The sequence below is a fragment of the Halogranum gelatinilyticum genome (assembly GCF_900103715.1).
Classification (GTDB): Archaea; Halobacteriota; Halobacteria; order Halobacteriales; family Haloferacaceae; genus Halogranum; species Halogranum gelatinilyticum.
In genome coordinates, this window is the sequence record NZ_FNHL01000002.1 from 217,117 (window position 1) to 242,290 (window position 25,174).

At 66.3% G+C, this 25,174-nt stretch carries 31 protein-coding genes; 16 read left to right on the top strand and 15 right to left on the bottom strand.

Annotated elements, in window-relative coordinates; all coding sequences use genetic code 11:
- Positions 1-19: 19 nt before the first annotated feature.
- Positions 20-1,192 (bottom strand): cystathionine gamma-synthase, encoded by a 1,173-nt coding sequence (locus tag BLR57_RS07580; RefSeq protein ID WP_089696132.1) that lies wholly within the window; start codon positions 1,190-1,192, stop codon positions 20-22.
- Between the two features lie 177 nt (positions 1,193-1,369).
- On the opposite strand from BLR57_RS07580, the gene BLR57_RS07585 reads away from it, so the two are divergent.
- From BLR57_RS07585 to BLR57_RS07620, 8 genes are all read left to right on the top strand, one after another.
- Positions 1,370-1,660, top strand: coding sequence for a 50S ribosomal protein L21e (locus BLR57_RS07585; protein ID WP_089696137.1), 291 nt, complete (start codon positions 1,370-1,372; stop codon positions 1,658-1,660).
- Entirely contained in the window at positions 1,661-2,017 is a 357-nt protein-coding gene (locus BLR57_RS07590; protein WP_089696141.1) for an RNA polymerase Rpb4 family protein, read from the top strand.
- Between the two features lie 43 nt (positions 2,018-2,060).
- Complete coding sequence (locus BLR57_RS07595; RefSeq protein ID WP_089696144.1) at positions 2,061-2,678, top strand: DUF655 domain-containing protein; 618 nt, start codon at positions 2,061-2,063, stop codon at positions 2,676-2,678.
- 83 nt (positions 2,679-2,761) lie between these two features.
- The gene (locus tag BLR57_RS07600) at positions 2,762-3,670 is read left to right on the top strand and encodes a 16S ribosomal RNA methyltransferase A (protein WP_089696147.1); all 909 of its coding nucleotides are present in this window, start codon (positions 2,762-2,764) and stop codon (positions 3,668-3,670) included.
- Positions 3,671-3,677: 7 nt separating this feature from the next.
- Positions 3,678-4,880 carry a mechanosensitive ion channel family protein gene (locus tag BLR57_RS07605; protein ID WP_089696150.1) on the top strand — a complete coding sequence of 401 codons (1,203 nt, stop codon included), beginning with the start codon at positions 3,678-3,680 and terminating at the stop codon, positions 4,878-4,880.
- Complete coding sequence (locus BLR57_RS07610; RefSeq protein WP_089696153.1) at positions 4,877-5,473, top strand: HemK2/MTQ2 family protein methyltransferase; 597 nt, start codon at positions 4,877-4,879, stop codon at positions 5,471-5,473. The genes BLR57_RS07605 and BLR57_RS07610 overlap by 4 nt, the downstream gene beginning before the upstream one ends.
- Positions 5,474-5,532: 59 nt before the next feature.
- Positions 5,533-6,540: a 5-methyltetrahydropteroyltriglutamate--homocysteine methyltransferase gene (locus BLR57_RS07615; protein WP_089696156.1), complete on the top strand. Its 1,008-nt coding sequence runs from the start codon at positions 5,533-5,535 to the stop codon at positions 6,538-6,540.
- A complete protein-coding gene (locus tag BLR57_RS07620; protein ID WP_089696159.1) occupies positions 6,537-7,613 on the top strand; it encodes a methionine synthase in 1,077 nt (358 codons plus the stop codon). Before BLR57_RS07615 ends, BLR57_RS07620 begins: the two co-directional genes overlap by 4 nt.
- Positions 7,614-7,773: 160 nt before the next feature.
- Here BLR57_RS07620 and BLR57_RS07625 read toward each other — a convergent pair whose 3' ends face one another.
- Positions 7,774-8,055 (bottom strand): hypothetical protein, encoded by a 282-nt coding sequence (locus BLR57_RS07625; protein ID WP_089696162.1) that lies wholly within the window; start codon positions 8,053-8,055, stop codon positions 7,774-7,776.
- A 136-nt stretch (positions 8,056-8,191) separates the two neighbouring features.
- Between BLR57_RS07625 and BLR57_RS07630 the strand changes: the two genes are divergently transcribed.
- Both BLR57_RS07630 and BLR57_RS07635 read left to right on the top strand, forming a co-directional pair.
- Positions 8,192-8,530 (top strand): avidin-fold protein, encoded by a 339-nt coding sequence (locus BLR57_RS07630; RefSeq protein WP_089696165.1) that lies wholly within the window; start codon positions 8,192-8,194, stop codon positions 8,528-8,530.
- A 68-nt stretch (positions 8,531-8,598) separates the two neighbouring features.
- Complete coding sequence (locus tag BLR57_RS07635; protein WP_089696171.1) at positions 8,599-10,122, top strand: inner capsid protein VP7; 1,524 nt, start codon at positions 8,599-8,601, stop codon at positions 10,120-10,122.
- A gap of 4 nt (positions 10,123-10,126) precedes the next feature.
- On the opposite strand, the gene BLR57_RS07640 is transcribed toward BLR57_RS07635, so the two are convergent.
- The 11 genes from BLR57_RS07640 to rpl7ae all read right to left on the bottom strand — a co-directional run bounded on the left by BLR57_RS07640 (position 10,127) and on the right by rpl7ae (position 15,725).
- Positions 10,127-10,951, bottom strand: coding sequence for a class I SAM-dependent methyltransferase (locus tag BLR57_RS07640; RefSeq protein ID WP_089696174.1), 825 nt, complete (start codon positions 10,949-10,951; stop codon positions 10,127-10,129).
- Between the two features lie 52 nt (positions 10,952-11,003).
- On the bottom strand, positions 11,004-11,570 hold the full coding sequence (locus BLR57_RS07645) for a hypothetical protein (RefSeq protein WP_089696180.1): 567 nt from the start codon (positions 11,568-11,570) through the stop codon (positions 11,004-11,006).
- Positions 11,571-12,137: a hypothetical protein gene (locus tag BLR57_RS07650; RefSeq protein ID WP_211603183.1), complete on the bottom strand. Its 567-nt coding sequence runs from the start codon at positions 12,135-12,137 to the stop codon at positions 11,571-11,573.
- 79 nt (positions 12,138-12,216) lie between these two features.
- Positions 12,217-12,537 carry a hypothetical protein gene (locus BLR57_RS07655; protein ID WP_089696185.1) on the bottom strand — a complete coding sequence of 107 codons (321 nt, stop codon included), beginning with the start codon at positions 12,535-12,537 and terminating at the stop codon, positions 12,217-12,219.
- Between the two features lie 60 nt (positions 12,538-12,597).
- Complete coding sequence (locus BLR57_RS07660) at positions 12,598-13,644, bottom strand: helix-hairpin-helix domain-containing protein (RefSeq protein WP_089696189.1); 1,047 nt, start codon at positions 13,642-13,644, stop codon at positions 12,598-12,600.
- Positions 13,641-14,015 carry a hypothetical protein gene (locus BLR57_RS07665; protein ID WP_089696192.1) on the bottom strand — a complete coding sequence of 125 codons (375 nt, stop codon included), beginning with the start codon at positions 14,013-14,015 and terminating at the stop codon, positions 13,641-13,643. Before BLR57_RS07665 ends, BLR57_RS07660 begins: the two co-directional genes overlap by 4 nt.
- An 81-nt stretch (positions 14,016-14,096) precedes the next feature.
- Complete coding sequence (locus tag BLR57_RS07670; RefSeq protein ID WP_089696195.1) at positions 14,097-14,375, bottom strand: TOBE domain-containing protein; 279 nt, start codon at positions 14,373-14,375, stop codon at positions 14,097-14,099.
- Between the two features lie 97 nt (positions 14,376-14,472).
- Positions 14,473-14,952, bottom strand: a complete 480-nt coding sequence (ndk, locus tag BLR57_RS07675) for a nucleoside-diphosphate kinase (protein ID WP_089696198.1) — start codon at positions 14,950-14,952, stop codon at positions 14,473-14,475.
- Positions 14,949-15,128, bottom strand: a complete 180-nt coding sequence (locus tag BLR57_RS07680; RefSeq protein ID WP_089696201.1) for a 50S ribosomal protein L24e — start codon at positions 15,126-15,128, stop codon at positions 14,949-14,951. The genes ndk and BLR57_RS07680 overlap by 4 nt, the downstream gene beginning before the upstream one ends.
- A gap of 3 nt (positions 15,129-15,131) precedes the next feature.
- Positions 15,132-15,356 carry a 30S ribosomal protein S28e gene (locus BLR57_RS07685; RefSeq protein ID WP_009374932.1) on the bottom strand — a complete coding sequence of 75 codons (225 nt, stop codon included), beginning with the start codon at positions 15,354-15,356 and terminating at the stop codon, positions 15,132-15,134.
- Between the two features lie 6 nt (positions 15,357-15,362).
- Positions 15,363-15,725, bottom strand: a complete 363-nt coding sequence (rpl7ae, locus tag BLR57_RS07690; protein ID WP_089696204.1) for a 50S ribosomal protein L7Ae — start codon at positions 15,723-15,725, stop codon at positions 15,363-15,365.
- 505 nt (positions 15,726-16,230) lie between these two features.
- Between rpl7ae and BLR57_RS07695 the strand changes: the two genes are divergently transcribed.
- From BLR57_RS07695 to BLR57_RS07715, 5 genes are all read left to right on the top strand, one after another.
- Positions 16,231-17,562 carry a sodium-dependent transporter gene (locus BLR57_RS07695; RefSeq protein WP_089696207.1) on the top strand — a complete coding sequence of 444 codons (1,332 nt, stop codon included), beginning with the start codon at positions 16,231-16,233 and terminating at the stop codon, positions 17,560-17,562.
- A gap of 183 nt (positions 17,563-17,745) precedes the next feature.
- Entirely contained in the window at positions 17,746-19,182 is a 1,437-nt protein-coding gene (locus BLR57_RS07700) for a sodium-dependent transporter (RefSeq protein WP_089696211.1), read from the top strand.
- A 70-nt stretch (positions 19,183-19,252) separates the two neighbouring features.
- On the top strand, positions 19,253-20,233 hold the full coding sequence (locus BLR57_RS07705; RefSeq protein ID WP_170830588.1) for a DMT family transporter: 981 nt from the start codon (positions 19,253-19,255) through the stop codon (positions 20,231-20,233).
- Between the two features lie 127 nt (positions 20,234-20,360).
- Positions 20,361-21,905 carry an acyl-CoA carboxylase subunit beta gene (locus tag BLR57_RS07710; RefSeq protein WP_089697628.1) on the top strand — a complete coding sequence of 515 codons (1,545 nt, stop codon included), beginning with the start codon at positions 20,361-20,363 and terminating at the stop codon, positions 21,903-21,905.
- The gene (locus BLR57_RS07715) at positions 21,905-22,168 is read left to right on the top strand and encodes a DUF8022 family protein (protein ID WP_089696213.1); all 264 of its coding nucleotides are present in this window, start codon (positions 21,905-21,907) and stop codon (positions 22,166-22,168) included. Before BLR57_RS07710 ends, BLR57_RS07715 begins: the two co-directional genes overlap by 1 nt.
- Here the strand turns inward: BLR57_RS07715 and BLR57_RS07720 are convergent.
- Positions 22,165-22,830: a glycerophosphodiester phosphodiesterase gene (locus BLR57_RS07720; RefSeq protein ID WP_089696216.1), complete on the bottom strand. Its 666-nt coding sequence runs from the start codon at positions 22,828-22,830 to the stop codon at positions 22,165-22,167. The two genes, BLR57_RS07715 and BLR57_RS07720, sit on opposite strands and share 4 nt — an antisense overlap.
- 144 nt (positions 22,831-22,974) lie before the next feature.
- Here BLR57_RS07720 and BLR57_RS07725 point away from each other — a divergent pair, with 144 nt between their 5' ends.
- Positions 22,975-24,777 (top strand): acetyl-CoA carboxylase biotin carboxylase subunit, encoded by a 1,803-nt coding sequence (locus BLR57_RS07725; RefSeq protein WP_089696220.1) that lies wholly within the window; start codon positions 22,975-22,977, stop codon positions 24,775-24,777.
- A 38-nt stretch (positions 24,778-24,815) separates the two neighbouring features.
- On the opposite strand, the gene BLR57_RS07730 is transcribed toward BLR57_RS07725, so the two are convergent.
- Entirely contained in the window at positions 24,816-25,169 is a 354-nt protein-coding gene (locus tag BLR57_RS07730) for a hypothetical protein (protein ID WP_089696223.1), read from the bottom strand.
- Positions 25,170-25,174 lie beyond the last annotated feature (5 nt).

Sequence of the window (25,174 nt, forward strand, 5' to 3'; positions counted from 1 at the left end):
GAGCGTCCGACAGGCCGAGTTACTCCAACGCCGCGTCGAACGCCTGCTGGAGATCCGCCGTCATGTCGTCGATGTGCTCGATGCCGACGCTGACACGGATGAGACCGTCCGTCAGGCCTGCCGCGAGCCGTTCCTCGCGGGGGATGGCGGCGTGAGTCATCGCCGCTGGCTGTTCGATGAGGCTCTCGACGCCACCGAGGGACTCCGCGAGCGTGAAGACCTCCGTCTCCTCGATGACGGTGCTGGCCTCCTCCAGCGTTCCGTCGAACTCGAAGGAGAGCATCCCGCCGAAGTCGTCCATCTGCTCCGTTGCCAACTCGTGCTGCGGGTGACTCTCCAGCCCGGGATAGAACACTTCGTCGACGGCCTCGTGGTCGTCGAGCCACGCGGCGAGCGCGCGGGCGTTGTCGCAGTGGCGGTCCATCCGTACGGGCAGGGTCTTCGTCCCGCGGAGGACGAGGAAACAGTCGAACGGTCCAGGCGTCGCGCCGACGGAGTTCTGGTAGAAGCCGATCTCCTCGTCCAGCTCCTCGTCGTCGACGACGAGCGCGCCGCCGACGACGTCCGAGTGGCCGCCGAGATACTTGGTCAGCGAGTGGGAGACGATGTCCGCGCCGTGTTCGAGCGGCCGCTGGAGATACGGCGTCGCGAAGGTGTTGTCGACGGCACAGAGCGCGTCGTACTCGTGGGCGATGTCGGCGAGCGCGCCGATGTCGTTGACGTTCATCAGCGGATTCGTCGGCGTCTCGACCCAGACGAGTTCGGTGTTCTCGCCCATTGCGTCGGCGACGGCCGCGTGGTCGGTGGTGTCGACGAAGTCGAACTCCAGGTCGTACTGCTCGTAGACCTGCGTGAAGATGCGGTGGGTGCCGCCGTAGACGTCGTCGCCCGCGACGACGTGGTCGCCCGCTTCCAGCAGGTTGAGCACGGTGTTGATCGCGCCCATCCCCGAGGAGAAACAGCGGCCGTAGTCGCCACCCTCCAGCGAGGCGAGGTTGGATTCGAGGTCCGTGCGCGTCGGGTTCCCCGTCCGGGAGTATTCGTAGCCCCGGTGGTCGCCGGGACCGTCCTGTTTGTACGTCGAGTTGGCGTAGATGGGCGTCATGAGCGCGCCCGTCTCCTCGTCGGGTTCCTGCCCGGCGTGGATGGCGCGCGTCTCGATCCGCTGGGAGCGTTGGAAGTCGTCGGTCATACGCGTGGAGTCGCAACGGCCCGGCTAAAGCGTGGCTATCGGCGAATATTGCGGGTCGGGAGAGCCAGTTCGGCTGTGGTGGCACGCGAGCGGCCGCGCCGGGTGTGTCACAGACACCCGTCCGCGACGGAGAACGCACCTTTTATAATCGAACCTGCAGTAATCGAACTCACGACTATGCCGAGTTCGAACGGTCCCATGAACGGTACGCGAGGAAAGCTGTCGAACAAACCCCGCGAGCGTGGCACGTCTCCGCCGCAGCGCGCGATTCAGGAGTACGACGTCGGTCAGAAGGTCCACCTCAAGCTCGATCCGAGCGTCCGCAAGGGTCGCTTCCACCCGCGCTTCAACGGGCACACCGGTGAAGTGCTCGGAAAGCAGGGTCGCGCGTTCAAAGTCGAAATCAACGACGGCGGCAAGCGCAAGACGATCATCGTCCGCCCCGCCCACCTGCGCGCCCAGAAGTAGATGACCATCTTCAAAGAGAAGCTCGACGAGGAGTATCTCACCGTCTCGGAGGTGAAAGAGCTGCTCCAAGAGGTCGAAGCAGAGCGAGCCGCTGACCCGGACCGTGAGCTGCGCTACGAGCTGGCGCGTGCGATCGAGCACGTCAACCGGTTTACCGTCCTCTCGCCGGAGCAGTCGCGCGAACTCGTCGCCGAGCTTGAGGAGTTGGAAAAGGTCGACGAAGCGACCGCCTACAAGATCGCCGACCTGCTCCCCGCGGACCGTGACGAGCTCCGCACCGTCTTCGCCAAACAGCGCTACGCGCTGGACGGCGACGAACTCGACGAGATTCTCAACGTCGTCGCGAAGTACGCGTAATCCGTCCAACTGTTTAAATAGACAGTGGACGTATCCGTCTTTTATGACTAGTTCCGAGAGCGGTGACGCCGACGCGAGCGGTGACGCCGACGCGAGTGCCGACGTCGGTCACGCGGTCGTCCTCGACTATCTCCCGCACGGACGCGCCGACGACAACCGCCCGCAGTACAAGAAGCAGCCCGTTGCGTACGCCCTCGGCGAGGCTGACTTCACGCTCTTCGAGCTGACGCTCGCAGAGGACGCCGACGTGGGCATCGGCGACCGGGTCGTCGTCACCCCGGAGACGGACCGTGACCGCGTCGCGCGCGTGCGCACCGTCGACTACGACGACGTCTCGAACGGCGCGCACTCCGAGCTGGAGTACGTCGTCGCCGACATCGTCGAGGCCAACGAACGGCGGTTCGTCGACTTCTACAACGACGCCCAGCCCATCACGCTCCGCCTGCACCAGCTGAACCTGCTGCCGGGCATCGGGAAGAAGCTCCGCAACAACATCCTCGACGAGCGCAAGCGCAAGCCCTTCGAGAGTTTCGAAGAACTCGAAGAGCGCGTCTCCGGGCTGCACCGTCCCAAGGAGGTACTCGTCGAGCGCGTCCTCGAAGAGCTTCGTGACGAGGACCTGAAGTACAAGACCTTCGTCCGGCGCGACCGCGGTCAGTAGTCGCCCGAGCAGCGAGGAGACCTTCCCGGAACGGCCGCGAGACAAACGAGACTTTTAGGCCCGTCGACGGCGAAGCGGTGACAATGACTGAGCAGGACGGCACCGCTGCCGACCTCTACGGCGGGCGACGCCTCAGAGAACCCGACGCGCTCATCCGGCGTGCGGGTCTCCGCGGTGATCCCGACCAAGACCAGCACTTCCTCGTCGACGACCGCGTCCTCGACCGCGTCCCGACGTATCTCCCCGACGATGCCGACACCTCCCATCTCCTCGAAGTGGGTGCGGGGACGGGCGCGCTGACCGACCGGCTGCTCGCCGTCGGTGACCACGTGACCGTCGTCGAACGCGACGTCCGGCTCGTCGAGTTCCTCCGCCGCGAGTTCGCAGACGACATCGAGGCCGGAACCCTGAGCGTCCTCGAAGGCGACGCGCTGGAGGTCGACCTCCCCGACTTCACCGCCTGCGTCGCCAACCTCCCGTACGGCATCTCCAGTGAGATCACCTTCCGGCTCCTGCCGGAGGGCAAGCCGCTCGTCTTGATGTTCCAAAAGGAGTTCGCCGAGCGGATGGCCGCCGCCCCGGCGACCGACGAGTACGGCCGACTCTCCGTGAGCGCGCAACACTACGCCGACGTGGAAGTCGTCGAACCCGTGCCGCCGACGGCCTTCTCGCCGCCGCCCGCAGTCGACAGCGCGGTCGTCCGGACGACCCCGCGCGCGCCGGACTACGAGGTCGACGACCCCGAGTTCTTCCTCGACTTCGTGAAGGGGATGTTCACCCAGCGGCGCAAGACTCTCAGAAACGGCATCCGCAACACGACCCACATCACGGGCATCAGCGACGCCGCGGCCGTCGTCGAGGCGGTCGACGCCCACGACGAGGATCTGCTCCGCAAGCGCGCCGGAAAGCTCGCGCCCGCACAGTTCGCCGAACTGGCCGCCATCGCCGCCGACGTGGAGCACCGCGCGGGCGACGGCGCGGACGACGACTGATCGGACGATGATTCCACAACTGGTGTTGCAGACGTCGGCACCGACGACGACACCGACGGGTAACTCGACGGCCGCGTCGGACCCGCTCGGGTCGTTGCTCAGTGCCGTCGGACAGGGGCTCTTTCCCGACGGTCTCGCCTTCGGGCTGCAGGTCCTGTTGACGATCATCATCGTGGCAGTCGTCCTGATCGTCCGCTACTACGAGGACAAGTGGGTCCAATCGCACTCGTTCGACTCGGTCAAGCGTGTCGCCATCGCTGGCGGCATCGCTCTCTTCACGGCGGTCGGCGTGCTGCTGCTCATCGACGTCTGGGAACTCGGCACACAGCTCCGCGACTCGTTCGGTAGTCTCAGGAGCCAACGGCTCGCCGGTCGCGTCCTCATCTCGGCGGTCCTCATCGGTATCACCTACACCCTGTCGAACTTCGTCGGCCGGGTCATCCAGGTCGCATCGGGGTCGGGCGACGCCATCAGCCGCCACCAACAGGAGATCATCTACCGGCTCACCCAGATCGGGATGTACGCGACGGTGGTGCTCGTCGTCCTCAGCCTGTTCACGCAGGACATCGGCAGCCTCCTCGTCGGGGCCGGATTCCTCGGTATCATCGTGGGTATGGCCGCCCGCCAGACGCTCGGGTCGGTGCTCGCGGGCTTCGTCCTGATGCTCTCGCGGCCCTTCGAGATCGGCGACTGGATCGCCGTCGACGACCACGAGGGGACCGTCACCGACATCACCATCGTCGACACGCGTATCCAGACGTTCGACGGCGAGTACGTCATCCTCCCGAACGACCAGATCAGCGGCGGGACGCTCGTCAACCGCACGCGGAAAGGGCGGCTCCGCCTCGAAGTGGAGATCGGCGTCGACTACGCGACCGACCCCGAACGCGCCGCGGAGGTCGCCCTCGAAGCCGTCGAGGAACTCGACGAGCTGATGGGGGTTCCGTCCCCGCGGGTCGTGCTCAAGCGGTTCGCCGACTCGTCGGTGATTCTGGGCGTCCGCGTCTGGATCGACAACCCGAGTGCCCGCCGGAAGTGGCGCGCGCGGACGGCCGTCATCTCCGCGGTGAAATACGCCTTCGAGGAGGAGGGCATCAAGATCCCCTTCCCGCAGCGCGAACTCTCCTCGCGCGACGCGGAGGGCGACGTCCCGCTGGCCGGCGGTGGGGAACGCCATGAGGCGACGACCGACGGCGGAGGCGACGAATGACGGACGAAGAGCAGTCCAGCGCGGACGGTCTCGCCGACCGACGCGGCATGAACGTCCACGTCTACCAGCCCGCGGAGGACTCGGGGTTGCTCGCGCAGGCGGCCGTCGAGTATCCCGTCTCGGGGACGGTGCTGGAAGTCGGCACCGGCTCGGGATGGGTCTCCCAACAGGTGCAGGAGAAGACTGACGCCCGCGTCGTCGGCACCGACATCAACCCGCACGCCTGTCGGCAGGCGCGTGAGCGCGGCGTCGAGGCCGCCCGGGCGAACCTCCTCACGCCGTTCCGCGACGGCTCGCTGGACGCCGTGCTGTTCAACCCGCCCTACCTCCCCACCGACCCGGACAACGAGTGGGACGACTGGATGGAACACGCCCTCTCGGGCGGCAAATCAGGGAGAGAACTCATCGACCCCTTCCTCGACGACGTGGGGCGGGTGCTTGCTCCCGACGGCGTCGTCCTGCTGCTCGTCAGCAGCCTCACCGGCTTCGACGCGGTCGTCAAGCGCGCCGAAAGCCAGGGATTCACCGTCGAGACGGCCGTCCAGGAGTCGTATCCCTTCGAGACGCTCACCGTGCTCGCGCTCTCTGAATAACTGACAGTCATTTTCTTCATTAGCAAATATTAAGCGTCGGCATTTCATAGCCGATAGTGATGAGTAAACTCGTAGCGACGACACCCGGGCTCTTTCCCCTCCCCGACTGGGCGAAAGACCGGCTGTCCGACCTGAAAGGCCACCAGAAGGGCGATCTGATCTCCGGCGACGAGGGCGACGACATCGTCGCCGCCTACGGCGAGGCGCGCGCGGAAGTCATCGAAGACCAACTCGACGCCGGTCTCGACCGCGTCGGCGAAGGGCAGCTCCGCTGGGACGACAATCTCGCACATCCGCTGACCGTCCACGACAACGTCGAGACGGGCGGTATCGTCCGCTACTACGACAACAACAACTTCTACCGCGACCCGCAGGTCGTCGGCGACCTCACGTTCTCCGGCGACGTCGCCGCCGAACTGGAAGCGGCACACGACGTCGTCGACGACGAGGCTCCCCTGCAGGCCGTCCTCCCCGGCCCGTACTCGCTTGCGGACCTCGCGACCGACGAGCACTACGGCGGCGAGGCGGAGTTCCTCGACGCAGTCGGCGACTTCCTCGCCGGCGAGGTCGAGGCGTTCCCGGAGCACGAGACGCTGTTCCTCAACGAACCCTCGCTCGTGACGAACGCGCCCGGTGACGACACCGACGAACTCGCAAGCGAGGTCGTCGACCGCGTCGCCGCCGCAACCGACGCCGACGTCGTCGTCAACACCTACTGGGGTGCACTCGACGAGAAGACCTACGCGCATCTGATGGACGCCGACGTCGACGCCATCGGCTTCGACTTCGTCGCTGGCGACCGCCAGCAGACCCTCTACAACATCAACGAGTACGGCACGAAGGCCGACATCGCGCTCGGTCTCGTCGACGGGCAGAACACGCTCGTCGAGGAGCCGGAGACGGTCCGCGAGCGCGTCGACTGGGTCCAGGAACAGATCGCTTCGCAGGACTTCGAGACGGTCTACGTCACGTCCAACACCGAACTCTTCTACCTCCCGGTGAACAAAGCACAGCAGAAACTGGCCGTTCTGGCCGAGGCCGCGAGCCTCAACGAGGTGAAAGCATGAGCCGTAATCCCGCCGCAAACCGCGAACAGTTCCGCCCCGAGGACCACGACAACGACCACTTCCTGCTGACGACCATCGTCGGCAGCTACCCCAAGCCGAAGTGGCTGAACCGCGCGAAGGAGCTCTCCGAGGACGAGGAGTCGAAGTTCACCGCCGACCACCTCGAAGAGGCCTACGACGACGCCTGTGAGGTCATCACCCACGAACACGAGCGCGCCGGTCTCGACACCGTCGTCGACGGCGAGATGCGCCGCAACGAGATGGTCGAGTTCTTCGCCCACCGCATCGACGGCTACGAATTTAATGGTCCTGTCAAGGTCTGGGGACACAACTACTTCAACAAGCCCTCGGTAGCCGACGAGGTCGAATACGACGAACCGTGGCTCGTCGACGAGTTCGAATTCACCACGAACGTGGCCGAGAAGCCCGTCAAGGTGCCCATCACCGGCCCGTACACCCTCGCGAACTGGTCGTTCAACGAGGCCTACGAGACCGAGGAAGAACTCGCCTACGACCTCGCGGACCTCGTCAACGAGGAGATCGAGAAGCTCGTCGAAGCTGGCGCGCGCTACATCCAGATCGACGAACCCGCGCTCGCGACGACGCCGGACGACCACGCTATCGTCGGTGAATGTCTCGAGCGCATCGTCGCCGACATCCCCGAGGACATCCGCATCGGTCTCCACGTCTGTTACGGCGACTATTCGCGCATCTACCCCGAACTCAACGACTACCCCATCGACGAGTTCGACGTCGAACTCTGCAACGGCGACTACGAGCAGATCGACGTCTTCACCGAGCCGGAGTTCGAACCGGACCTCGCACTCGGCGTCGTCGACGCCCACACCGCCGAAGTCGAACCCGTCGAGGAGATCAAGGAGAACATCCTGCAGGGCCTCAAGGTCGTCCCGCCGGAGAAGCTCACCATCTCGCCCGACTGCGGCCTGAAGCTCCTGCCGCGCGACATCGCCTACGGCAAGATGGAGAACATGGTCAAAGCCGCCCGCGAGGTCGAACAGGAACTCGACGCCGGCGAGATCGACCTCGACGTCGCAGCTCCGAAGGCCGACTGAGCGGTCCGCCACGAACGTCTGCGGTTCTGCTTTCTTGCTTTCTCCCGTTCTCCATTCTCTCGCATCCCCACCCTCTCGCATCTTCACTCTCCATCCATCCGTTCATCCCTCTCTCCAGTCTCCACTTTCACACCTCGAATTCACACCCCGAAACGCCCGCTCACAGTGCGGCACGGAGGGTCCAGAGACCGAACAGCACCGCCCCGAGCGCGACACAGACGAGGACCACCCCGGCGACGCGGTAGACCGTTCGCACGAGTCTCGTCTGTGGCTCGTCTTGGTGGAAGGTGGCCCACGCGGCGACCGGTGCGAGACACGTCGGGAGAGCGAGTACCGCGACAACCCTCGTCGGCTCGCCGGCCAGTGCCAACGTCGCAGCCGAGAGGGCGGTGCCGACGCCGACGAGGACGAAACAGGCGGCGAACAGCGTGTTCGTGCGCATACCGTCCCACCGAGGGGGTGCGGCAAAAACAGTGTGGTCGCTCTGACTCGGCCCCGACTCGGCCCCGACGCGGCCATCCGACACCACCACCTGCACGATTCCCTACGGCTTTCTCCTCCACCGGCGTCTCTCGACCATGACGGACGAAGTTTCACTCGACGGCCGCACCGTCGTCGCCGTCGAGAACGAGGGCGGCGACGTCGGCAGCGACACGCGGATGACGTTCACGCAGGACGGGACGCGGCTCTCCGCGGAGTACAGCGGTGGTGACATCGCCCAGGGCTATCTTCTCGGAACGCTCGTCGACGGCGAGTGGGACGTGCGCTACGTGCAGGTCGACCACGAGGGCGAGACGGCGACCGGCCACTCGGTCGGAACGGTCGAGCAACTGCCGGACGGCCGCGTCCGCATCGCAGACGAGTGGGAGTGGGAGTCGAAACCCGGCGGTGGACGGAGTCTGCTCGAAGAGGTCTGAGTACCGACCCACAGCAGGACCCCGAACGACCGAAACGGTTTCCTTCCCGACACGTCGACTTCTCGGCAGTGTCCTCCCCGCTCCGCTCCGGCCTCCACGTCGCGCTGAACCGGCCACGGGTGCTCGCCCTCGTCGTCGCCGTCGTCTTCGTCGAGACGGCACTCCGCGTCGCGCTCGGCTTCGTCCATCCGCTCGCGTCGGTCGTCTTCCCGCCCGTCGTCGCCGTCGCGGTTCTCGGTGCCGCGCTGCCGACCGTCCGCGGACTCGCGGCTGGCCCGTCGTCGACGCCCGACTGGCAGCTCCCGGCGCGACTGCGCGAGCGCGGCCGTCGACTTGCCAGCGCGGCTGTCGTCTGCCACGTCGTCGCGCTGGCAGTCGGTGTGGCCCTCTTTCTGCTCGTCGACACTCCCACCCGGTTCGCCTTCTACGCTGTCGACGGCAGGCCGCTCCCGTGGCCGTTCGTCTACGCCGCACCGCTGCCTGGCGTGCTCCTCGGGACAGTCCTCGCGTGGGGACCGTTGGCGACGGTCGTCGCCCGCGTGGCCGACGGAGACTCCGTTTCGGTCGCGTTCGAGACGGCGGTCGGCTCCGCAGTCGCGAGCCCCCGGTGGACGGCGACCGTCTTGGGACTGCATCTGGTCGCTCTCGTTATCGTGCTCGGTGCCGCTCTGACCGGGTTCGTCTTCGCGACGCAGGCACGGGTCGACCTCGCGTTCGTCGTCGTCCTCGGCGGACTCGTCTTTCTCACGGGACTGCTCACGCTCGGGTTCCTCTACCCCGTCCACGCGGCACTGGCGAACGCCGCTCCGGAGCGGGCGACGGTTCCCGCCCGGCGCGTCGTTCTCGCGGTCTTCGTCGTCAGCGCGGCCTTCGCCGGTGCGGGTGCGGTCCGGGTGACGGAGTACCGACCCACCCCGGACCTCGCGTCGGCCTCCGTAGAGTCGGCTGACCCGTACGCGGCGGCCGTCGACAACACCGCCCGCACGAGCTACGACGTACGGTACGTCGAAGGGGTTCGCGGCGAGACGCGCGTCTTCCGGCGGGCACTCGAACGCGAGGACCGCGAGTATCTGACCGGGAGCAACGCGTCGGGCTGGTACACCGGCTACAGCGATGCGGGGGTCACCTACCGCGTGTTCGGGACCAACCCGCCGTTCGAACTGAGCCGACGGACGGTCGACGGCAGCACCGCAGCGGCGGTTCCGGGATACTGGCTGGCCCGCAGCCAGGTCGAGCCGACCGGCCAGTTCGGACTGCCCCGCGCAGACGCCGGCCGGTGGAGCGTCGTCGACCGCACCGAAGACACGGTGACGGTCGAACTGACCGACGGCACCGACGTCTACGACGCACTCTTCGACTACCGGCCGGAGAACGCCAGCTACGAGACCGCGTGGGTCAGAATGCGCGTCGACACCGACCGTGGCGTCGTCACGGATGGCGCGGCTCGGATCGATATGACTCGACGGGGAGAACCGCTCGACCTCCGGCGGGAGTACACCGTCCAGACGGGCGACGACGTCGATATCCAACGCCCCACGGAGCTGAACCCGCGCCGTCCGAGCGAGTGGGTCTGGAAGCTCTTCGCGTACTGACTTCTCACTCGGCCTTTGTCGCCCGCACCGACAACGTCATCGGAATCTCCGGGCCGTCGGGTAGTCGCCACCAGCCGTCGTCGCCCTCGACCATCCCGTCGAGTCGCTTGTAGCTCGACTTCGGAAACTCGTGGACGAACTCGATGTCGAGCCCGGCATCGACGAGCGCGGTCACGATGTCGCCGACGCCGTGGTTCCACTCGTAGATCGTGGTTTTCGAGAGCTCCGCGTCCTCGTCGGCGTAGCTCCCCTCGTCGGTCTCGAAGCTCATCGCCTCGTCGTTCGAGTACGCGTAGGGGAGCTGAATCCAGTCGTCGTCGCCGACGGTCTCGCTCATGGCGAAGGTCGGATGAATCTCTGCGAGGTAGAACGTCCCGCCGAGCTTCAAGAAGCGCGACACGACCTCGGCCCAGCGACCGAGGTCGGGGAGCCAGACGAGCACGCCGTAGGAGGTAAAGACGAGGTCGAACGTCTCGTCGAGTACGTCGGATATGTCGTACACGTCGCTCTCGACGAACCGAGCACGTTCCTCGTCGATACCCGCCTCGTCGCGCAACTCACGGGCGGTTTCGATGGCGACCGGGGAGAAGTCGACGCCGGTCACGGTCGCGCCCTCGCGCGCCCACGAGAGCGTGTCGAGCCCGAAGTGACACTGGAGATGGAGCAGGTCTGTCCCGCCCCCGACGACGTCGGCCAGTTCCTCACGTTCGAGGTCCATCAGCGTCGTCTCGCCCGCGAGGAAGGACTCGACGTCGTAGAAGTCCGTCTCCGGGTGGAGTTCGGCCAACTCGTCCCAGTGGGCGCAGTTCGCAGAGAGATAGTCGTCCATACGACGGCGGCGTCACCCCACGGTAAGTGTCTTCCCGTCGTGTGCGGGTCGATCACTCGGCGTCTGCGTCGTCACCCGTCCCGTCGTCCGCCTCGGCGGGACCGACCGACTCGCTCGGCCCAAGCTCCAGCGGCGTCGGGACGGGTTCGAGCCGGGCCTCGACCGACGCCGTCGCCTGCAACTCCCGGCCGTACCGACGCTCCTCGGTGAGTTCGTAGGTCCCTGCCCGGAGACCGTAGGCCCGTCCCTCCTCCTCCCGTTCTGTCTCTGTCTCCTCCGTCACCGTCAGATCCAGTTCGAGGCCGATGGTGGCTTCGCTGAACTGGTAGCTCGTCGGCGTGAAGCCCAGTTCGAGCAGCGACCGCGGCTCGCTCGTCGTGGTCGTCGTCACGGTGCCGTCCTCGCCGACTTCCCGAGCGACCCGTGTCGGAACCTCGACGTCCGCCTCGGCGAGCGTCTGCAACACCTCGGCGGTGTTGCGGTCGAGTTTCGCCTGCGCCTCGGCGACGCTCTCGGCGACGAGGTACAGCAGGTCCCCGAAGGGAGCGTCGCGCTGGTCGCGCCGCGAGGTGGACGTCACGAGGCCGCGTTTCTGCAGGTCCCGTGGGCTGAACGGCATCTAGCTCGACCCACCGCCACCGCCGCCACCACCGCCGTTCTGCGGCGGCGTCCGGTTGTCGACGGTCTCGATCTCCGGCACCATCAGCTCCGGCGGCGTGACCGGCACGAGCGTCGTCTTCATCTTGCTGGTGCCTTCGACGGTCTTGCCGAACTTCCGATTGTGTTCGAAGTCCGCCTGCACGCTGCCGGAGTAGACACCCCAGTTGACCGAGTGCTCGGTCTCGACGCCGAAGGAGGTCTCCGTCTCCAGTTTCGTCTTGATGTCCATCGAGACCTCGATGGTGGCCTCGCTGAACTGGTAGAACGTCGGCGTCAGCCCCACGTGGAGCAGCGACATCTCGATGGGGTCGGGTTGGTTGAACTCGACGCCGTCGTCGGTGATGACGCGTGTGATGGCGGGATAGACGTCGATGGTCTCCTCGGCCAACTCGACGGCCGTCTCGACGGAGTTCTCGTCGAGCGCGTTCTGTGCCTTCGCGATACCCATCGCCAACTCCTCGACCATCCGCGGCAACGGCACGTCGAGCAGTTGTTGTCCGACCGACTGATTGTTACTTGTTGACATAGCGCACCAAACGAATACTCCACGAATCAGGACATAAATACAGTCTGTTTCACGGATAAACGGGGTGGAAGTTGCTGACTCACTCGGGCGGCGTGAGTGCCTGTCGGAGCCGCTCGATGTCGACGTTGACACCGCCGACGTGGCTGACGTACGGCTCGCCGCGCAGCGTCTCGGCGCGGCCGAACGTCGTGTGGACGACGAACAGCCCGTCGGGATGGCCGAGCAGAAGCCTGTCGACGCCGCCCACCGCCGAGAGAAGCCACGTCCGAAACGCCTCGTGGTCGGCCTCGGGATGGCGTTTGACGAGGAAGAATCCGGCGTCGTCCGGCGGCGGTCGTGCGACGTCGACCGTGGCACCGAAGCGGTCGCCGACGTCGCCGAGACTCTCGTCACCCGCCACGTCTCACCACCGCCTGTCGCCGCTCGGCAGTGGTCACTCTGCACTGACTCTCGGCGGTGGTCACTGCTTGTCGCCTCCGCCGGGGTCGCCCGCGAGCAACTGCGCGGCGTGGTCGAGCCAGTGGCCGGCGCGCTCTTCGGACGCACCGGTCAACGTCGCGAGTCGCTCGACGTCGGCGGAGGCGACGTCGCCGACCGTCTCGATACCCCCTTCGCGGAGCCGACCGCCGAAGGTCGGCCCGATGTCGAGGACGTCCTCCACCGGCCGGGCGGCGGCCGCCTCGTCGACAGTCTCGCCGTGGCCGTCGTCCGTCTCCACTCTGTCGCCGTCGTCGCCGCGGTGGCTGTGCCTCTCCTCCGCCGACTCGTCCGTCGACTCCTCTTCGGCGGGGACTTCGACGGTCAACTCGACGACTTCGCCGGGTTCGGCCACCGCTCGACTCGACGGGAACTGGTCGACGACGACGCCCGCGTCGGCCGTGGCGTCGACCGCGAATCCGGCCTGTCGGAGGAGTGCCGTCGCCTCGGCCACCTCGCGGCCGACGACCGAGGGGACGCGCTGGTAGTCGAGTTCGGGTGCGGCCGTCTGGGGTTTGACGCCGAAGCGGATGGTCGACAGCGACTCCGCGCGGACCGTCTCGGAGACGCCCGGGAGGTGAAACCGCACGCCGTTGTCGGTGTTGACCACGCCGGCCTTCAGGTCGACCTGGACGTCGGCGACGCCGTAGCCCGCCGAGCCGAGGTCCGCCTCCACGTCGTCCAGTGCCTTCCCGAAGTTTCCGAGCAGGTCCCGCGCTTCGAGGTCGACGCGGCTCTTACGCGCGTCGGCGAGCTGGTCGACCAACTCGGCGTTGCGCGACTCCAGCGTCGACACCGTCGCCTGCAACTCCGAGCGGTTCGTCTCGGCGGTGACGACGCGGTGTTGGAGCGTGGCGATGCGTTGCTCGCGGGCGACGAGTGCGGACTCCAGTTCGGTCACCTCCGTCGAGGAGAGTTTCGAGAGGTCGACCTCCACCTCGTCGGCGAGATTCAGGTCGACGGTGAAGTCGACTGCCTCGTATTTCGCGGGATCGAAGCGGTTCGGGTCGAAGCCGCCGCCACCACTCATGGCTCCCGTGTCTCCGGTCGGTCGGCGGGGACCGGGACGAGCCGCGCGCGGACCGAACTCGTCAACTCGGTGTCGACCGCCTCCCGCTGGCGGTCCTTCGCGTCGACGGGCGCGGCGGCGACGAACGGCCGGAAGCCCTTCCGCTTCCCGTCGCGCTCCTCGGGGCGGGCCGCGAGCGACAGTTCGAGTTGCACGTCGAGGTCGACCTCGGCGAAGCGGTACGACGTCGGCGGCGGCGTCCCGTTCTGTGCTGCTTCACGCGCGGCGTCGGCGACTGCGCGGTCCAGTTCTGCCTGCCCGTCGGCGACGGCCGTCGCGAGGTCACGCACTACGTCTGCGAGGGGCCGTGTCCGCCACTGTTCGACTGACATATAGTGTGGTATCGTCTGCCATGGTATAAATATCTCTGTGGCGAGAAAAATCGGAGCGGTGACAGACGGTCGTGAGCTGGCCTATGCCACTGTGCGGTCGGGAGTACCGCTGTCGGCGACGGTGACGGGCGTCCGTACGACCGACTGCGCCCGTCGCCCGTTGACGACGACCTCCGCGACGTGGACCGTCGCCTCGATTTCGTCGCCCGGACGGAGGTCGAGGCGGGCCGCGGTCTGTGCCATCAACACCGTCGTGTACGGCTCTCCGTCGGGTCCGTCGAGGACGACGTGGACTTGGCCACCGCGATGCGTTACTGACCGGACGATGCCTCTCAGTCGATTGCCTGGCGTGGGGGACATATAGGAATTTGAACGCGTTGGGAGCGAATAAGGCTTCGCTCGGTGGAGCCGTCGCTGGCGACGGTGAAGAAAACGGAGAAGTTCGGGCCGGGTCGGGTTAGTGGTCTTCGTCTTCGTAGACCCAGACGGCGTTCGTCTGGTCCCAGTCGACGAGTTCCTCGTCGTCGAAGAACAGCTCGATCTCGCGCTCGTTTGCGCCCTCGTCAGCGTGATCCGAACCGTGGATGACGTTCTGACCGAGGTCGAGACCGAAGTCACCGCGGATGGTACCGGGTGCGGATTCGGCGGGGTCCGTCTCGCCCATCATCTGGCGGACCTGACGGGTCGCGTCAGCTCCCTCCCAGACCATCGCGAAGACCGGACCGGACGTGATGAAGTCGACGAGACCGTCGAAGAACGGCTTGCCCTCGTGCTCGCCGTAGTGCTCGTGGGCGAGCTCCTCGTCGATCTGCATGAACTTGCCGCCGACCATCTTGAGACCGCGGTCCTCGAAGCGAGAGACGATCTCGCCGATGAGGCCGCGCTGGACGCCGTCGGGCTTGACCATCACGAACGTGCGCTCGTCGTGGTGGCTCATTGACGGCTCCCTTCCTCGGTCCATTCGAGGTCGCGCGCTTCGCGACCGAGGTCGGCGTTCTTCTCACACTTCGAGGAGCAGAAGTGGATGACTGTCCCGTCGGTACGGACGAACATCGTGCCCGTGCCGGGCTCGATGTCCGCGCCGCAGTAGTCGCAGTCACGGTTCTGTGGCATGGTTTACTGCCCTCCGATGGAGTCGGCGTCGCGCTGGGTCTCGCGCAGCTGGAGGATGTCGCCCTCCCGCACGGGACCGAGCACGTTCCGCGTGATGATGCGGCCCTGGTTCGAGCCCTCGCGGATGCGGCACTTGACCTGCATGGCCTCGCCGTGCATCCCTGTCTTGCCAACGACCTCGATGACCTCGGCGGACGTCGAGTCGCTGGCGGTCTCTTCTGCGCTCATGGATGCTTACTGCAGGTCCTCGAGCTTACCGGCGATGTCCTCGACGTCCTCCGAGGCTTCGCCAGCGTCGACGATGGCCGCGGCGGCACTGCCGACTTCGAGACCGGACGCGTGACCGATGTCGTCCTGGGTCTCGACGTAGATGAACGAGATGCCCTTCTCCTCACAGAGTTCGGGAAGGTGCATCACGATCTCTTCCGGCGAGACGTCCTCGGCGATGAAGACGAGGTCGGCGTTGCCGCGCTCGACGGCTTTCGTCGTCTCGTTGGTTCCTTTCTTTACACTACCTGTGTCTCGGGCGACCTCGAGCGCCTCGACGGCGCGTTCCTGAAGGTCGGCTGGGACTTCGAAATTGACGTAAACTGGCATGGTTGTTCACCTCTCCTGCTCGCGGGCTCGACTGCCTCGCCGTCCCACCGAGAAACCTCAGCGGAAGTGGTCGTTCCCTGACGACGAGGAGTATCATCAACCCCGGGCAGGCTGTAACTCTGAATTGCGCATCACCCCATAAAAGCGCTTTCAAAGCAACCCCGGCGTGAGAGTCTGCGACACGGCGACGAGCATTCACACGCGGGTCTGCTCTCGGTCGCCCCCGACGGCGAGCTGATGGCCGCCTCGGACGACGGTTCCTCCCGCGCCAACGCGGTCGTGCTCAGCGTCGTCGACACCGCGAGTCACGGCTCATCACACCACACACCATGACACGTGTGAACTGTTCAAACGGCCAGTTCCTCGCCGATTGACGCTTTTGAATTGGACAGTAATGAACAGAGATGCACATTCGGCGTAATTTTCACGATTGTGTCGGAGAATCGGAGTCGGGATTCGTGAGGCTTTTCCGCGCTATCGGACAACGGGCGAACCAGACACACACATGAGTGAACGAGAAACGTGGGCAACGAGGGCAGGATTCATCCTCGCGGCCGTCGGCAGTGCCGTCGGTCTCGGGAACATCTGGCAGTTCCCGTTCAAGACCGCACAGTTCGGGGGGGCGTCGTTCCTCCTCGTCTATCTGATCGCCGCGCTCGGCATCGGCATCCCCGCGATGCTCGCCGAGTTCGTCATCGGCCGGAAGACGAACCTGAACACCATCGACGCCTTCGAGAAACTCGGCTACCGCAACTGGCGTATCGTCGGCGCAATCGGGCTGGCGACGGGCTTCTGGATTCTGTCGTACTACAGCGTCGTCGGCGGCTGGGTGCTGCGCTACATCGGCGGCAGCATCACCGGCGCGTACTTCAGTGACCCGGCGGCCTACTTCGGGCAGGTTTCGGCCGGTCCGGAAGCACTCGCGCTCCACGCGGTCTTCATGGCACTCGTCGTCGGCATCGTCGCCCTCGGTATCGAGGACGGCATTGAGAAGGCGACGAAGCTGATGGTGCCGAGCGTCGTCGTCATGCTCGTCGGTCTCGCGGCCTTCGCGTTCACCCTGCCGGGTGCGAGCGAGGGCTACGCGTACTTCCTCTCGCCGGACTTCGGCGCGCTCGCCGCCAACTTCACCGAAATCGTCCCCTTCGCCGTCGGCCAGGCGTTTTTCTCGCTCTCGCTCGGCATGGGCGCGATGATCACCTACGCCTCCTACATCGACGGCGACGAGAGCCTGTTCGCCGACAGCGTCACCATCGTCGTGCTGAACTCCTTCGTCGGCATCCTCGCCGGTCTCGTCGTCCTGCCGCTGCTCTTCGCACAGGGTATCGACCCGAACACCAGCGGTGCCGGTGCGGTCTTCGTCAGCGTCGCCACGGCGTTCGCGGAGCTTCCGGCCGGGCAGGTCCTCGGCTTCGTCTTCTTCGTCGTCGTGCTCATCGCCGCGCTGTCGAGTGCGATCAGCCTCCTCGAAGTGGTCGTCTCGTGGGCCGTCGACAACACGTCTTACAGCCGTCCCGTCATCGCGACGGGACTCGGCGGCGTCATCTTCGCGCTCGGCATCCCCTCGGCGTGGGACACCGCCTGGCTGACGTGGTTCGACAACCTCGCGTACCAGCTGCTGCTGCCCCTCTCCGTGCTCGGCATCCTCGTCTTCGCCGGTTGGGTCTTCGGCCGCCCGGCACTCGGGGAACTGCTGAAGGGCAGCGACTTCGGTGACGGCGTCGGCCTGACGTGGCTCTGGACGGCCCGGACGGTCGTCATCGTCGCCGTCGTCGGCACGCTGCTGCTCGGTCTCCAGACGCTGTTCGTCGGTGGGGCCATCGTGCCGCCGCTCTGAGCACGCGAGCGACTCCGAACGTCTCTCACAGTTGAGAGGTTACGAATCGTCACCGAACAGCCGACTTTTGTGGAAGTTCGTTTCGTTAGACGGCCGTCCGAACGTCGGAAAACCGTTATCATGGGAATTTGACGGTTCCACGACTCGAAACCCACTTTAAGCAGAATAGGCCAATGCATGACAATGACACGAGAAACGTGGGCAACGAGGATGGGGTTCATCCTCGCGGCCGTCGGCAGCGCCGTCGGTCTCGGGAACATCTGGCGGTTCCCGTGGGTGACAGCGGAGAACGGAGGCAGTGCCTTTCTGCTCGTCTATCTGGCAATCGTCCTGCTCGTCGGGGTTCCCGGCATCCTCGGGGAGTTCGTCATCGGCCGTCGCTCCGGCCGCAACCCGGTCGGCGCGCTCCGTGAACTCTCGGGGTCGCGTGCGTGGGGAATCGTCGGGATGTTCAGCGTCGTCACCGGCGTCATCCTGCTCTCGTTTTACAGCGTCGTCGGCGGCTGGATTCTGCGCTACTTCGTCGAGAGCGCGGTCGCGCTCGGCACGGCGGGACCAGCACCCTACTTCACCGACCCCGGCCCGTACTACGACAGCCTCGCGTTCACGACGGAGGCCGTCGCCTACCACGTCGGCTTTCTCGCGCTGACCGGTCTCATCGTCTTCGCGGGCGTCCGCAGGGGCATCGAGGTCGGGACGAAAGTGATGATGCCCGCCATCCTCCTGCTCCTCGTCGGGCTTGCCGTCTGGGCCTCCCAGCAGCCGAACGCGGCCGCGGGCTACGCCTTCTATCTCAGTTTCGACCTCGCGACGCTGCGGGCGAACTTCTTCGACGTCCTCGGTCCCGCCGCGGGACAGGCACTGTTCACCCTCTCGCTCGGCGCGGGCACGATGATCACCTACTCCTCGTATCTCGGTGACGACCGCTCGCTGCCGTTCGACGCGACGACCATCGCCGTGCTCAACACCTTCGTCGGCGTGCTTGCTGGCTTGGTCGTCTTCCCGCTGCTGTTCTCGGTCGTCGGCGAGGCCGGCGGCAGCGGTCCCGGCGCGCTCTTCGTCAGTATCGCCGGCGCGTTCGCCCGCCTCCCCGCCGGGACGCTCATCGCGACGGCCTTCTTCGGCGTCGTGACGCTCGCCGCGCTCTCCTCGTCGATCTCGATGTTGGAGATTCCCGTCTCCTTCCTCGTCGACGAGTTCGACCTCTCGCGACGCGTCGCCGTCCTCGGGATGTTCGGTGTCGTCACCGTCACGGGCGCGGTCAACGCGCTGCAGGCGTCGCTCTTCAGCTTCGTCGCCGGCCCGCTCGTCGACTCGCTGCTCACGGCCGGACTTATCGCCTTCCTGCTGTTCGTCGGTTGGGTGCTCGGCGTCGACGCGCTCGACGAGTTCGTGAAGGGCGGTGGCTCGCTCACGGAGTCGCTGAGCACGCCGTGGCTCTTCGCGGTCGGCGTCGTCATCCCGCTCTTTCTCGTCTTCACGCTCCTGTCGAGTCTCGGCTTCGGCGGGCTGGCCGCGTCCGTCGTCCCGGTTTCGGGCTTCTGGCTGACGCTCGCGGCGACCGTCGTCGTGACCCTCGCGGCCTTCCTCGGCCTGCGCGGGTCGCGCTCGCTGGTCTGAGGGAACCGAAAGAGTCGGCAAACGCCGAGGCTTCCGGCGCGTCCTTCTTACTCCCGAGACAACGGTGGCCATGGTCGGACCGCTCTCGGGTATCGTGACGCCACTTTGGGGCACTTCGGAGCTGTCGAGTCTGTTCTCTGCACCGCCGGAGGTCTATCTCCTCGCGCTCGTCCCCGCGCTGCTGTGGGGGTTCTCACCCGTGCTCTCGAAGCGCGGGATGTCCGAAGGTGGTGACGCCGTCCAGGCCGCGCTCGTCGTGGTGACCGTCGATTCGGCGATCTACTGGCTGCTCCTCTTCTTCCGGCAGGGTTTCGATCTCTTTGCCGACCTGTCGCTCGCAACGCTCGGTGTCTTCGTCGTCGCCGGCGCGGTCGGGACCGCCCTCGGCCGCATCGCCGTCTTCAACGGCGTCGAACGCGTCGGCGCGAGCGTCAACAGTGCCGTCATCAGTGCCCGGCCGCTCTTCGCGACGGCACTCGCGGTCGGCTTCCTCGGCGAGTCGGTGACGCTCACCACCGGCGTCGGCGTCGTCGTCCTCGTCGCGGGGCTCGTCGTGCTCACGCTCGCGAAGGGCGGCGACCTGCGTGGCTGGCAGCCGCGGGACCTGCTCTTTCCGCTCGGCGCGGCTGCCTTCTTCGCCGTCGGTAACGTCCTTCGGAGATACGGGCTGACCACGTCGCCGACGAACGCGCTCGAAGCGGTGACGCTGAACGAGACGGCCGCGCTCGTCGCGCTGGCAGCCTACGCGCTCACCCGCCACCGCGACGCCGTCTTCGGCTCCCCTACGCGGAGCTACCTCTACTTCGCTGGCAGCGGCGTCCTGACCGCCGCCGCCCTCCTGTCGCTCTTCACGGCGTTCTCGCTGCCCGCGGGCGACGTCGCTATCGTCGATCCGCTGGCGGCGACCGCACCGCTCTTCACGACCGTGTTCTCGTATTTCCTGCTCTCGGACCTCGAAACCGTCACGAAGGGCGTCGTCGTCGGCGCGGTGGTCATCGTCGTCGGCGCGGCACTGGTGACGCTCGGGCCAGGGGCCGCGGCTGGGGTGTAAGACGACGTACGCGGTTCCGAATCAGGACACTCTCGACAGCTGTCGAACTCCCCTTGCGACATGCGGAATTTATTTCCCGTGTCTCTTGCATCTTGGTGGTAATGAGCGCAGGTGGTCACAAATGACCATGGACGACCGAATCGAGGAACTCCGCGAGAAGCGCGACGAAGCACTTCTCGGCGGCGGCGAGGACCGCATCGAGTCCCAGCACGACAAGGGCAAGATGACGGCTCGCGAGCGTATCGACTACTTCCTCGACGACGGGACGTTCCAAGAGTTCGACCAGTTTCGCACCCACCGCACCCACACGTTCGGGATGGAGGAGAAACAGCTGTACGGCGACGGCGTCGTCACGGGCTACGGCGAGGTCAACGGCCGGACCGTCTTCGTCTTCGCCCACGACTTCACCGTCTTCGGCGGCTCGCTCGGCGAGGTCTTCGCCGAGAAGATCTGCAAGGTGATGGACAAGGCGATGGAGGTCGGTGCCCCCGTCGTCGGTCTCAACGACTCGGCTGGCGCGCGAATCCAAGAGGGCGTCAAGTCCCTCGGCGGGTTCGGTGAGATCTTCCGCCGCAACACCGAGGCCAGCGGGGTCGTCCCGCAGATTTCGGCCATCATGGGCCCGTGTGCGGGTGGCGCGGTCTACTCGCCCGGCCTGACGGACTTCACCTTCATGGTGAAGGATACGAGCCATATGTTCATCACCGGCCCGGACGTTATCAAGACGGTCACGGGCGAGGAAGTGACGTTCGAGGAACTCGGCGGCGCGAAGACCCACGCCTCGACGTCCGGCGTCGCGCACTTCGCCGCCGACTCCGAGGAGGAGGCACTCGACAACATCGCCCTGCTCCTCTCGTATCTCCCGCAGAACAACGTCGAGGACCCCCCGCGCGTCGAGCCGTGGGACGACCCCGAGCGCGCCGACGAGGAACTCAACGAGATCGTCCCGGACCAGCCCCGGAAACCCTACGACATCACGGACGTCATCGGCCGCGTCGCCGACGAGGGCTCGTTCTTCGAGGTCCACGAGGACTTCGCGAAGAACATCGTCGTCGGCTTCGCCCGCCTCGACGGCCGTTCCGTGGGGATTGTCGCCAACCAACCGCGCGTCAACGCGGGGACGCTCGACATCGAAGCCTCCGAGAAAGCGGCCAGATTCGTCCGCTGCTGTGATGCGTTCAACGTGCCCATCGTGACCTTCGTCGACGTGCCCGGCTTCCTGCCCGGCACCGACCAGGAACACAACGGCATCATCCGCCACGGCGCGAAGCTCCTGTATGCCTACTCCGAGGCACAGGTCCCGCTGCTGACGGTCATCACCCGCAAGGCCTACGGCGGTGCCTACGACGTCATGGCCTCGAAACATCTCGGCGCGGACGTCAACTACGCCTGGCCGTCGGCCGAGATCGCCGTGATGGGTCCGCAGGGTGCGGTCAACATCCTCTACTCGAAGGAACTCGAGGCCGCGGATGACCCGGACGCCCGCCGCGACGAACTCATCGAGGAGTACCGCGAGGAGTTCGCGAACCCCTACACTGCCGCCGACCAGGGCTTCCTCGACGACGTCATCGAACCGCCGGAGACCCGCGCGCGTCTCATCGCCGACCTGGAGATGCTCACCTCGAAGCGCGGGGACCTCCCGGACAAGAAACACGGTAACATCCCCATCTGATGACTCTCGTCGACGACATCAGCCTCCCGGACGACGCCGACCCCGAGGAGGCCGCGGCCATCGTCGCCGCCCTCGGCGCGCACATCCGCGACCAGCAGGCCGCCGCAGCGGCGGCCGCCGGAGATGAAGAAGAGACGTGGCAGGGCGAGAAGTGGACCTTCGCGGGCCGCATCGAGGGGCTGCAGGGTCGCTCGCTGCAACGCGTGCCCGACGGCGCGCCGACTGACTCCTGGACCGCCGCGTCGCGTGCAGACCGGTTCTAGACCAGCCTCCAGTCGTCGACGATGACGCCGTCGACGCCCCGCCCGCGAAGCTCTTCGACCTCTTCACGCGTTGGCACGGTCCACGCGTTGACTTCGAACCCCAAGCCGTGGGCTTCGTCGACCCGGCTTTCGTCTCCGACTTCCAGCAAGAGGGTGTAGAGCGGATGGACGTACGCACAGCCGAGGTCCGTCGCCGTCGCCAGCGACTTGGCCCACTCTTCGGCGAACAGGTACGCGAGCGGGACGTCGCTCCGCTCTCTCACCTCCCGGAGTGCGTCGCTCTCGAACGACGAGACAAGGAACTCGTTTCCTCGGCCACTCAGCTCCGCGACCACCTCCCCGGCCATCCCGGCGTGTTTCAGTTCGACGTTGACGCCGACCGACGGGGGGACGGCGTCGAGCAGCTCCGAGAGGAGTGGGATTCCCTCGTCGCTGCCGTCGACGCGGAGGTCCCGAAGTGTCTCCCAGTCCGTCTCTCGGACCAGCCCGTCCGCGCCCGTCAGCCGCGTCAACGCCTCGTCGTGGAAGACGACCAGCTCGCCCGACCCGCACCGCTGGACGTCGATCTCCACCATGTCGACGTGTTCGACCGCCCGCTCGACGGCGGCGACGGTGTTCTCCGGAGCGTGGGCGGGACAGCCGCGGTGGCCGATGAGACGCATGGCCGTTCTCGACCCGGCGTGGCCAAGAGTCCACCGCCGCGAGACGGCCGTCGTCACGTCGATACGTGAGCACGGCGTGCTGACAACACTCCGATTTCGGACCGATAGAATAACGGGACCATTGTGTGTAGGGGTTCCCAAGAAATGTTCAGTAAGGTTCTCGTCGCGAACCGAGGTGAGATCGCAGTGCGCGTCATGCGCGCCTGTGAAGAGCTCGGAATCCGCACCGTCGCGGTCTACAGCGACGCCGACAAGCACTCGGGGCACGTCCGCTACGCCGACGAGGCGTACAACATCGGCCCGGCCCGCGCGGCCGACTCCTATCTCGACCACGAGGCGGTCATCGAAGCCGGGCGGAAGGCCGGTGCCGACGCCATCCACCCCGGCTACGGCTTCCTCGCGGAGAACGCCACGTTCGCCGCGAAGGTCGGCGAGAGCGAGATGAAGTGGATCGGTCCCTCCGCGGCGGCGATGGAACGGCTCGGCGAGAAGACGAAGGCTCGCGCGCTGATGCAGGAGGCCGACGTCCCCGTCGTCCCCGGCACGACCGAACCCGTCGAGTCCGCCGACGAGGTCAAGGAAATCGCCGACGAGTACGGCTACCCCGTGGCCATCAAGGCCGAGGGTGGCGGCGGCGGCCGCGGCCTGAAGGTCGTCCACTCGGAGGACGAGGTCGAAGACCAGCTCGCGACGGCCCAGCGTGAGGGTGAGGCGTACTTCGACAACGCGTCGGTCTACGTCGAGAAGTATCTGGAAGCTCCGCGCCACATCGAAGTCCAAATCCTCGCCGACGAACACGGCAACGTCCGCCATCTCGGCGAGCGTGACTGTTCGCTCCAGCGGCGTCACCAGAAGGTCATCGAGGAGGCACCGTCGCCCGCGCTGACCGAGGACCTGCGCGAGCGCATCGGCGAGGCCGCCCGCCGCGGTGTCAAGGCCGCCGACTACGCCAACGCCGGGACCGTGGAGTTCCTCGTCGAGGACGGCGAGTTCTACTTCATGGAGGTCAACACCCGGATTCAGGTCGAACACTGCGTCACCGAGCAGGTCACGGGCATCGACATCGTCAAGTGGCAGCTCCGGGTCGCCGCGGGCGAGGAACTCGACTTCGCACAGGACGACGTCGAAATCGATGGCCACGCCATCGAGTTCCGTATCAACGCCGAGAACGCCGCACAGAACTTCGCGCCCGCGCCGGGTGGCAAACTGGAGACCTACGACCCGCCGGGCGGTATCGGCGTCCGCATGGACGACGCCCTCCGGCAGGGCGACGACCTGGTGACGGACTACGACTCGATGATCGCGAAGCTCATCGTCACTGCAGGGGACAGAGACGAGTGTATCACCCGCTCCGAGCGCGCGCTGGCGGAGTTCGAGGTCGAGGGCTTCCACACCATCATCCCCTTCCACCGGCTGATGCTCACCGACGAGAAATTCTGTGCTGGCGAGCACACGACGAAGTATCTCGACGAAGAGCTGGACAAAGAGCGTATCAAGCAGGCCGTCGCGGAGTGGGGTCCGGCCGAGTCCGAGTCGGAGGAAGACGACGACGAAGAAGTCACCGAACGCGACTTCACCGTCGAGGTCAACGGCAAGCGCTTCCAGGTCTCGCTCGAAGAGCGCGGCGCGCCCGCCATCCCGGTTTCCGGCGGCGGCCGGAACAAGGGCAGCTCCCAGCGACCCCCGCAGGCAAAGCAGAGCGAGGAGAAAGAAGAGGTCGTCGTCGAGGGCGACGGCGAACGGGTCGAAGCCGAGATGCAGGGGACCATCCTCTCTGTCAACGTCAGCGAGGGCGACGAGGTCGCGTCTGGCGATGTTGTCTGCGTCCTCGAAGCGATGAAGATGGAGAACGACGTCGTTGCCTCCCGCGGCGGCACGGTCTCGCAGGTCCTCGTCGGCGAGGGCGAGTCCGTCGACATGGGCGACGTGCTCGTCGTCATCGAATAACGGAGAGCGTCCCGTTCCGTTCTTTTTCGTTCTCTCTTTTAGCTCTCGTTCGAGAACAGTGCTCTGAGCCGGCCGTCGAGTTGCCACGAGACGGCGACGCTGGCGAGCACGAAGGCGACTCCGACCCACGGAACGACTGGACGGTCGACGAGCGACAGTGGAAGCCCGACGCCGAGCAGTACGAACCACGCCGCGGCTCGTGGCCGCCCGTCTCGGTATCTTCTGAAACCGGACCAGAGACAAAAGACGCCGCCGACGGCGGCGACGACGAGTGCCGTCCGGACGGCCGTGCCACCCAGTGAGATGCTCGGGACGACGCGGAACAGCACTGCGGCTGCACCGGTGAAGACGACCAGAACACCGAGTCGGACGAGCGACGAACGAGAGACCATCTGTC

Bases quoted from the DNA above. Each gene is read 5' to 3' on its own strand.
- BLR57_RS07705 (WP_170830588.1), top strand. From the start codon at position 19,253: ATGGTCGGACCGCTCTCGGGTATCGTGACGCCACTTTGGGGCACTTCG.
- BLR57_RS07720 (WP_089696216.1), bottom strand. From the start codon at position 22,830: ATGCGTCTCATCGGCCACCGCGGCTGTCCCGCCCACGCTCCGGAGAAC.
- BLR57_RS07700 (WP_089696211.1), top strand. From the start codon at position 17,746: ATGACACGAGAAACGTGGGCAACGAGGATGGGGTTCATCCTCGCGGCC.
- BLR57_RS07650 (WP_211603183.1), bottom strand. From the start codon at position 12,137: ATGTCAACAAGTAACAATCAGTCGGTCGGACAACAACTGCTCGACGTG.
- BLR57_RS07660 (WP_089696189.1), bottom strand. From the start codon at position 13,644: ATGAGTGGTGGCGGCGGCTTCGACCCGAACCGCTTCGATCCCGCGAAA.
- BLR57_RS07670 (WP_089696195.1), bottom strand. From the start codon at position 14,375: ATGTCCCCCACGCCAGGCAATCGACTGAGAGGCATCGTCCGGTCAGTA.
- rpl7ae (WP_089696204.1), bottom strand. From the start codon at position 15,725: ATGCCAGTTTACGTCAATTTCGAAGTCCCAGCCGACCTTCAGGAACGC.
- BLR57_RS07620 (WP_089696159.1), top strand. From the start codon at position 6,537: ATGAGCCGTAATCCCGCCGCAAACCGCGAACAGTTCCGCCCCGAGGAC.
- BLR57_RS07580 (WP_089696132.1), bottom strand. From the start codon at position 1,192: ATGACCGACGACTTCCAACGCTCCCAGCGGATCGAGACGCGCGCCATC.
- BLR57_RS07695 (WP_089696207.1), top strand. From the start codon at position 16,231: ATGAGTGAACGAGAAACGTGGGCAACGAGGGCAGGATTCATCCTCGCG.
- BLR57_RS07685 (WP_009374932.1), bottom strand. From the start codon at position 15,356: ATGAGCGCAGAAGAGACCGCCAGCGACTCGACGTCCGCCGAGGTCATC.
- BLR57_RS07640 (WP_089696174.1), bottom strand. From the start codon at position 10,951: ATGGACGACTATCTCTCTGCGAACTGCGCCCACTGGGACGAGTTGGCC.
- BLR57_RS07645 (WP_089696180.1), bottom strand. From the start codon at position 11,570: ATGCCGTTCAGCCCACGGGACCTGCAGAAACGCGGCCTCGTGACGTCC.
- BLR57_RS07665 (WP_089696192.1), bottom strand. From the start codon at position 14,015: ATGTCAGTCGAACAGTGGCGGACACGGCCCCTCGCAGACGTAGTGCGT.
- BLR57_RS07615 (WP_089696156.1), top strand. From the start codon at position 5,533: ATGAGTAAACTCGTAGCGACGACACCCGGGCTCTTTCCCCTCCCCGAC.
- BLR57_RS07725 (WP_089696220.1), top strand. From the start codon at position 22,975: ATGTTCAGTAAGGTTCTCGTCGCGAACCGAGGTGAGATCGCAGTGCGC.
- BLR57_RS07625 (WP_089696162.1), bottom strand. From the start codon at position 8,055: ATGCGCACGAACACGCTGTTCGCCGCCTGTTTCGTCCTCGTCGGCGTC.
- BLR57_RS07610 (WP_089696153.1), top strand. From the start codon at position 4,877: ATGACGGACGAAGAGCAGTCCAGCGCGGACGGTCTCGCCGACCGACGC.
- BLR57_RS07630 (WP_089696165.1), top strand. From the start codon at position 8,192: ATGACGGACGAAGTTTCACTCGACGGCCGCACCGTCGTCGCCGTCGAG.
- BLR57_RS07680 (WP_089696201.1), bottom strand. From the start codon at position 15,128: ATGCCACAGAACCGTGACTGCGACTACTGCGGCGCGGACATCGAGCCC.
- ndk (WP_089696198.1), bottom strand. From the start codon at position 14,952: ATGAGCCACCACGACGAGCGCACGTTCGTGATGGTCAAGCCCGACGGC.
- BLR57_RS07730 (WP_089696223.1), bottom strand. From the start codon at position 25,169: ATGGTCTCTCGTTCGTCGCTCGTCCGACTCGGTGTTCTGGTCGTCTTC.
- BLR57_RS07595 (WP_089696144.1), top strand. From the start codon at position 2,061: ATGACTAGTTCCGAGAGCGGTGACGCCGACGCGAGCGGTGACGCCGAC.
- BLR57_RS07710 (WP_089697628.1), top strand. From the start codon at position 20,361: ATGGACGACCGAATCGAGGAACTCCGCGAGAAGCGCGACGAAGCACTT.
- BLR57_RS07605 (WP_089696150.1), top strand. From the start codon at position 3,678: ATGATTCCACAACTGGTGTTGCAGACGTCGGCACCGACGACGACACCG.
- BLR57_RS07600 (WP_089696147.1), top strand. From the start codon at position 2,762: ATGACTGAGCAGGACGGCACCGCTGCCGACCTCTACGGCGGGCGACGC.
- BLR57_RS07590 (WP_089696141.1), top strand. From the start codon at position 1,661: ATGACCATCTTCAAAGAGAAGCTCGACGAGGAGTATCTCACCGTCTCG.
- BLR57_RS07715 (WP_089696213.1), top strand. From the start codon at position 21,905: ATGACTCTCGTCGACGACATCAGCCTCCCGGACGACGCCGACCCCGAG.
- BLR57_RS07585 (WP_089696137.1), top strand. From the start codon at position 1,370: ATGCCGAGTTCGAACGGTCCCATGAACGGTACGCGAGGAAAGCTGTCG.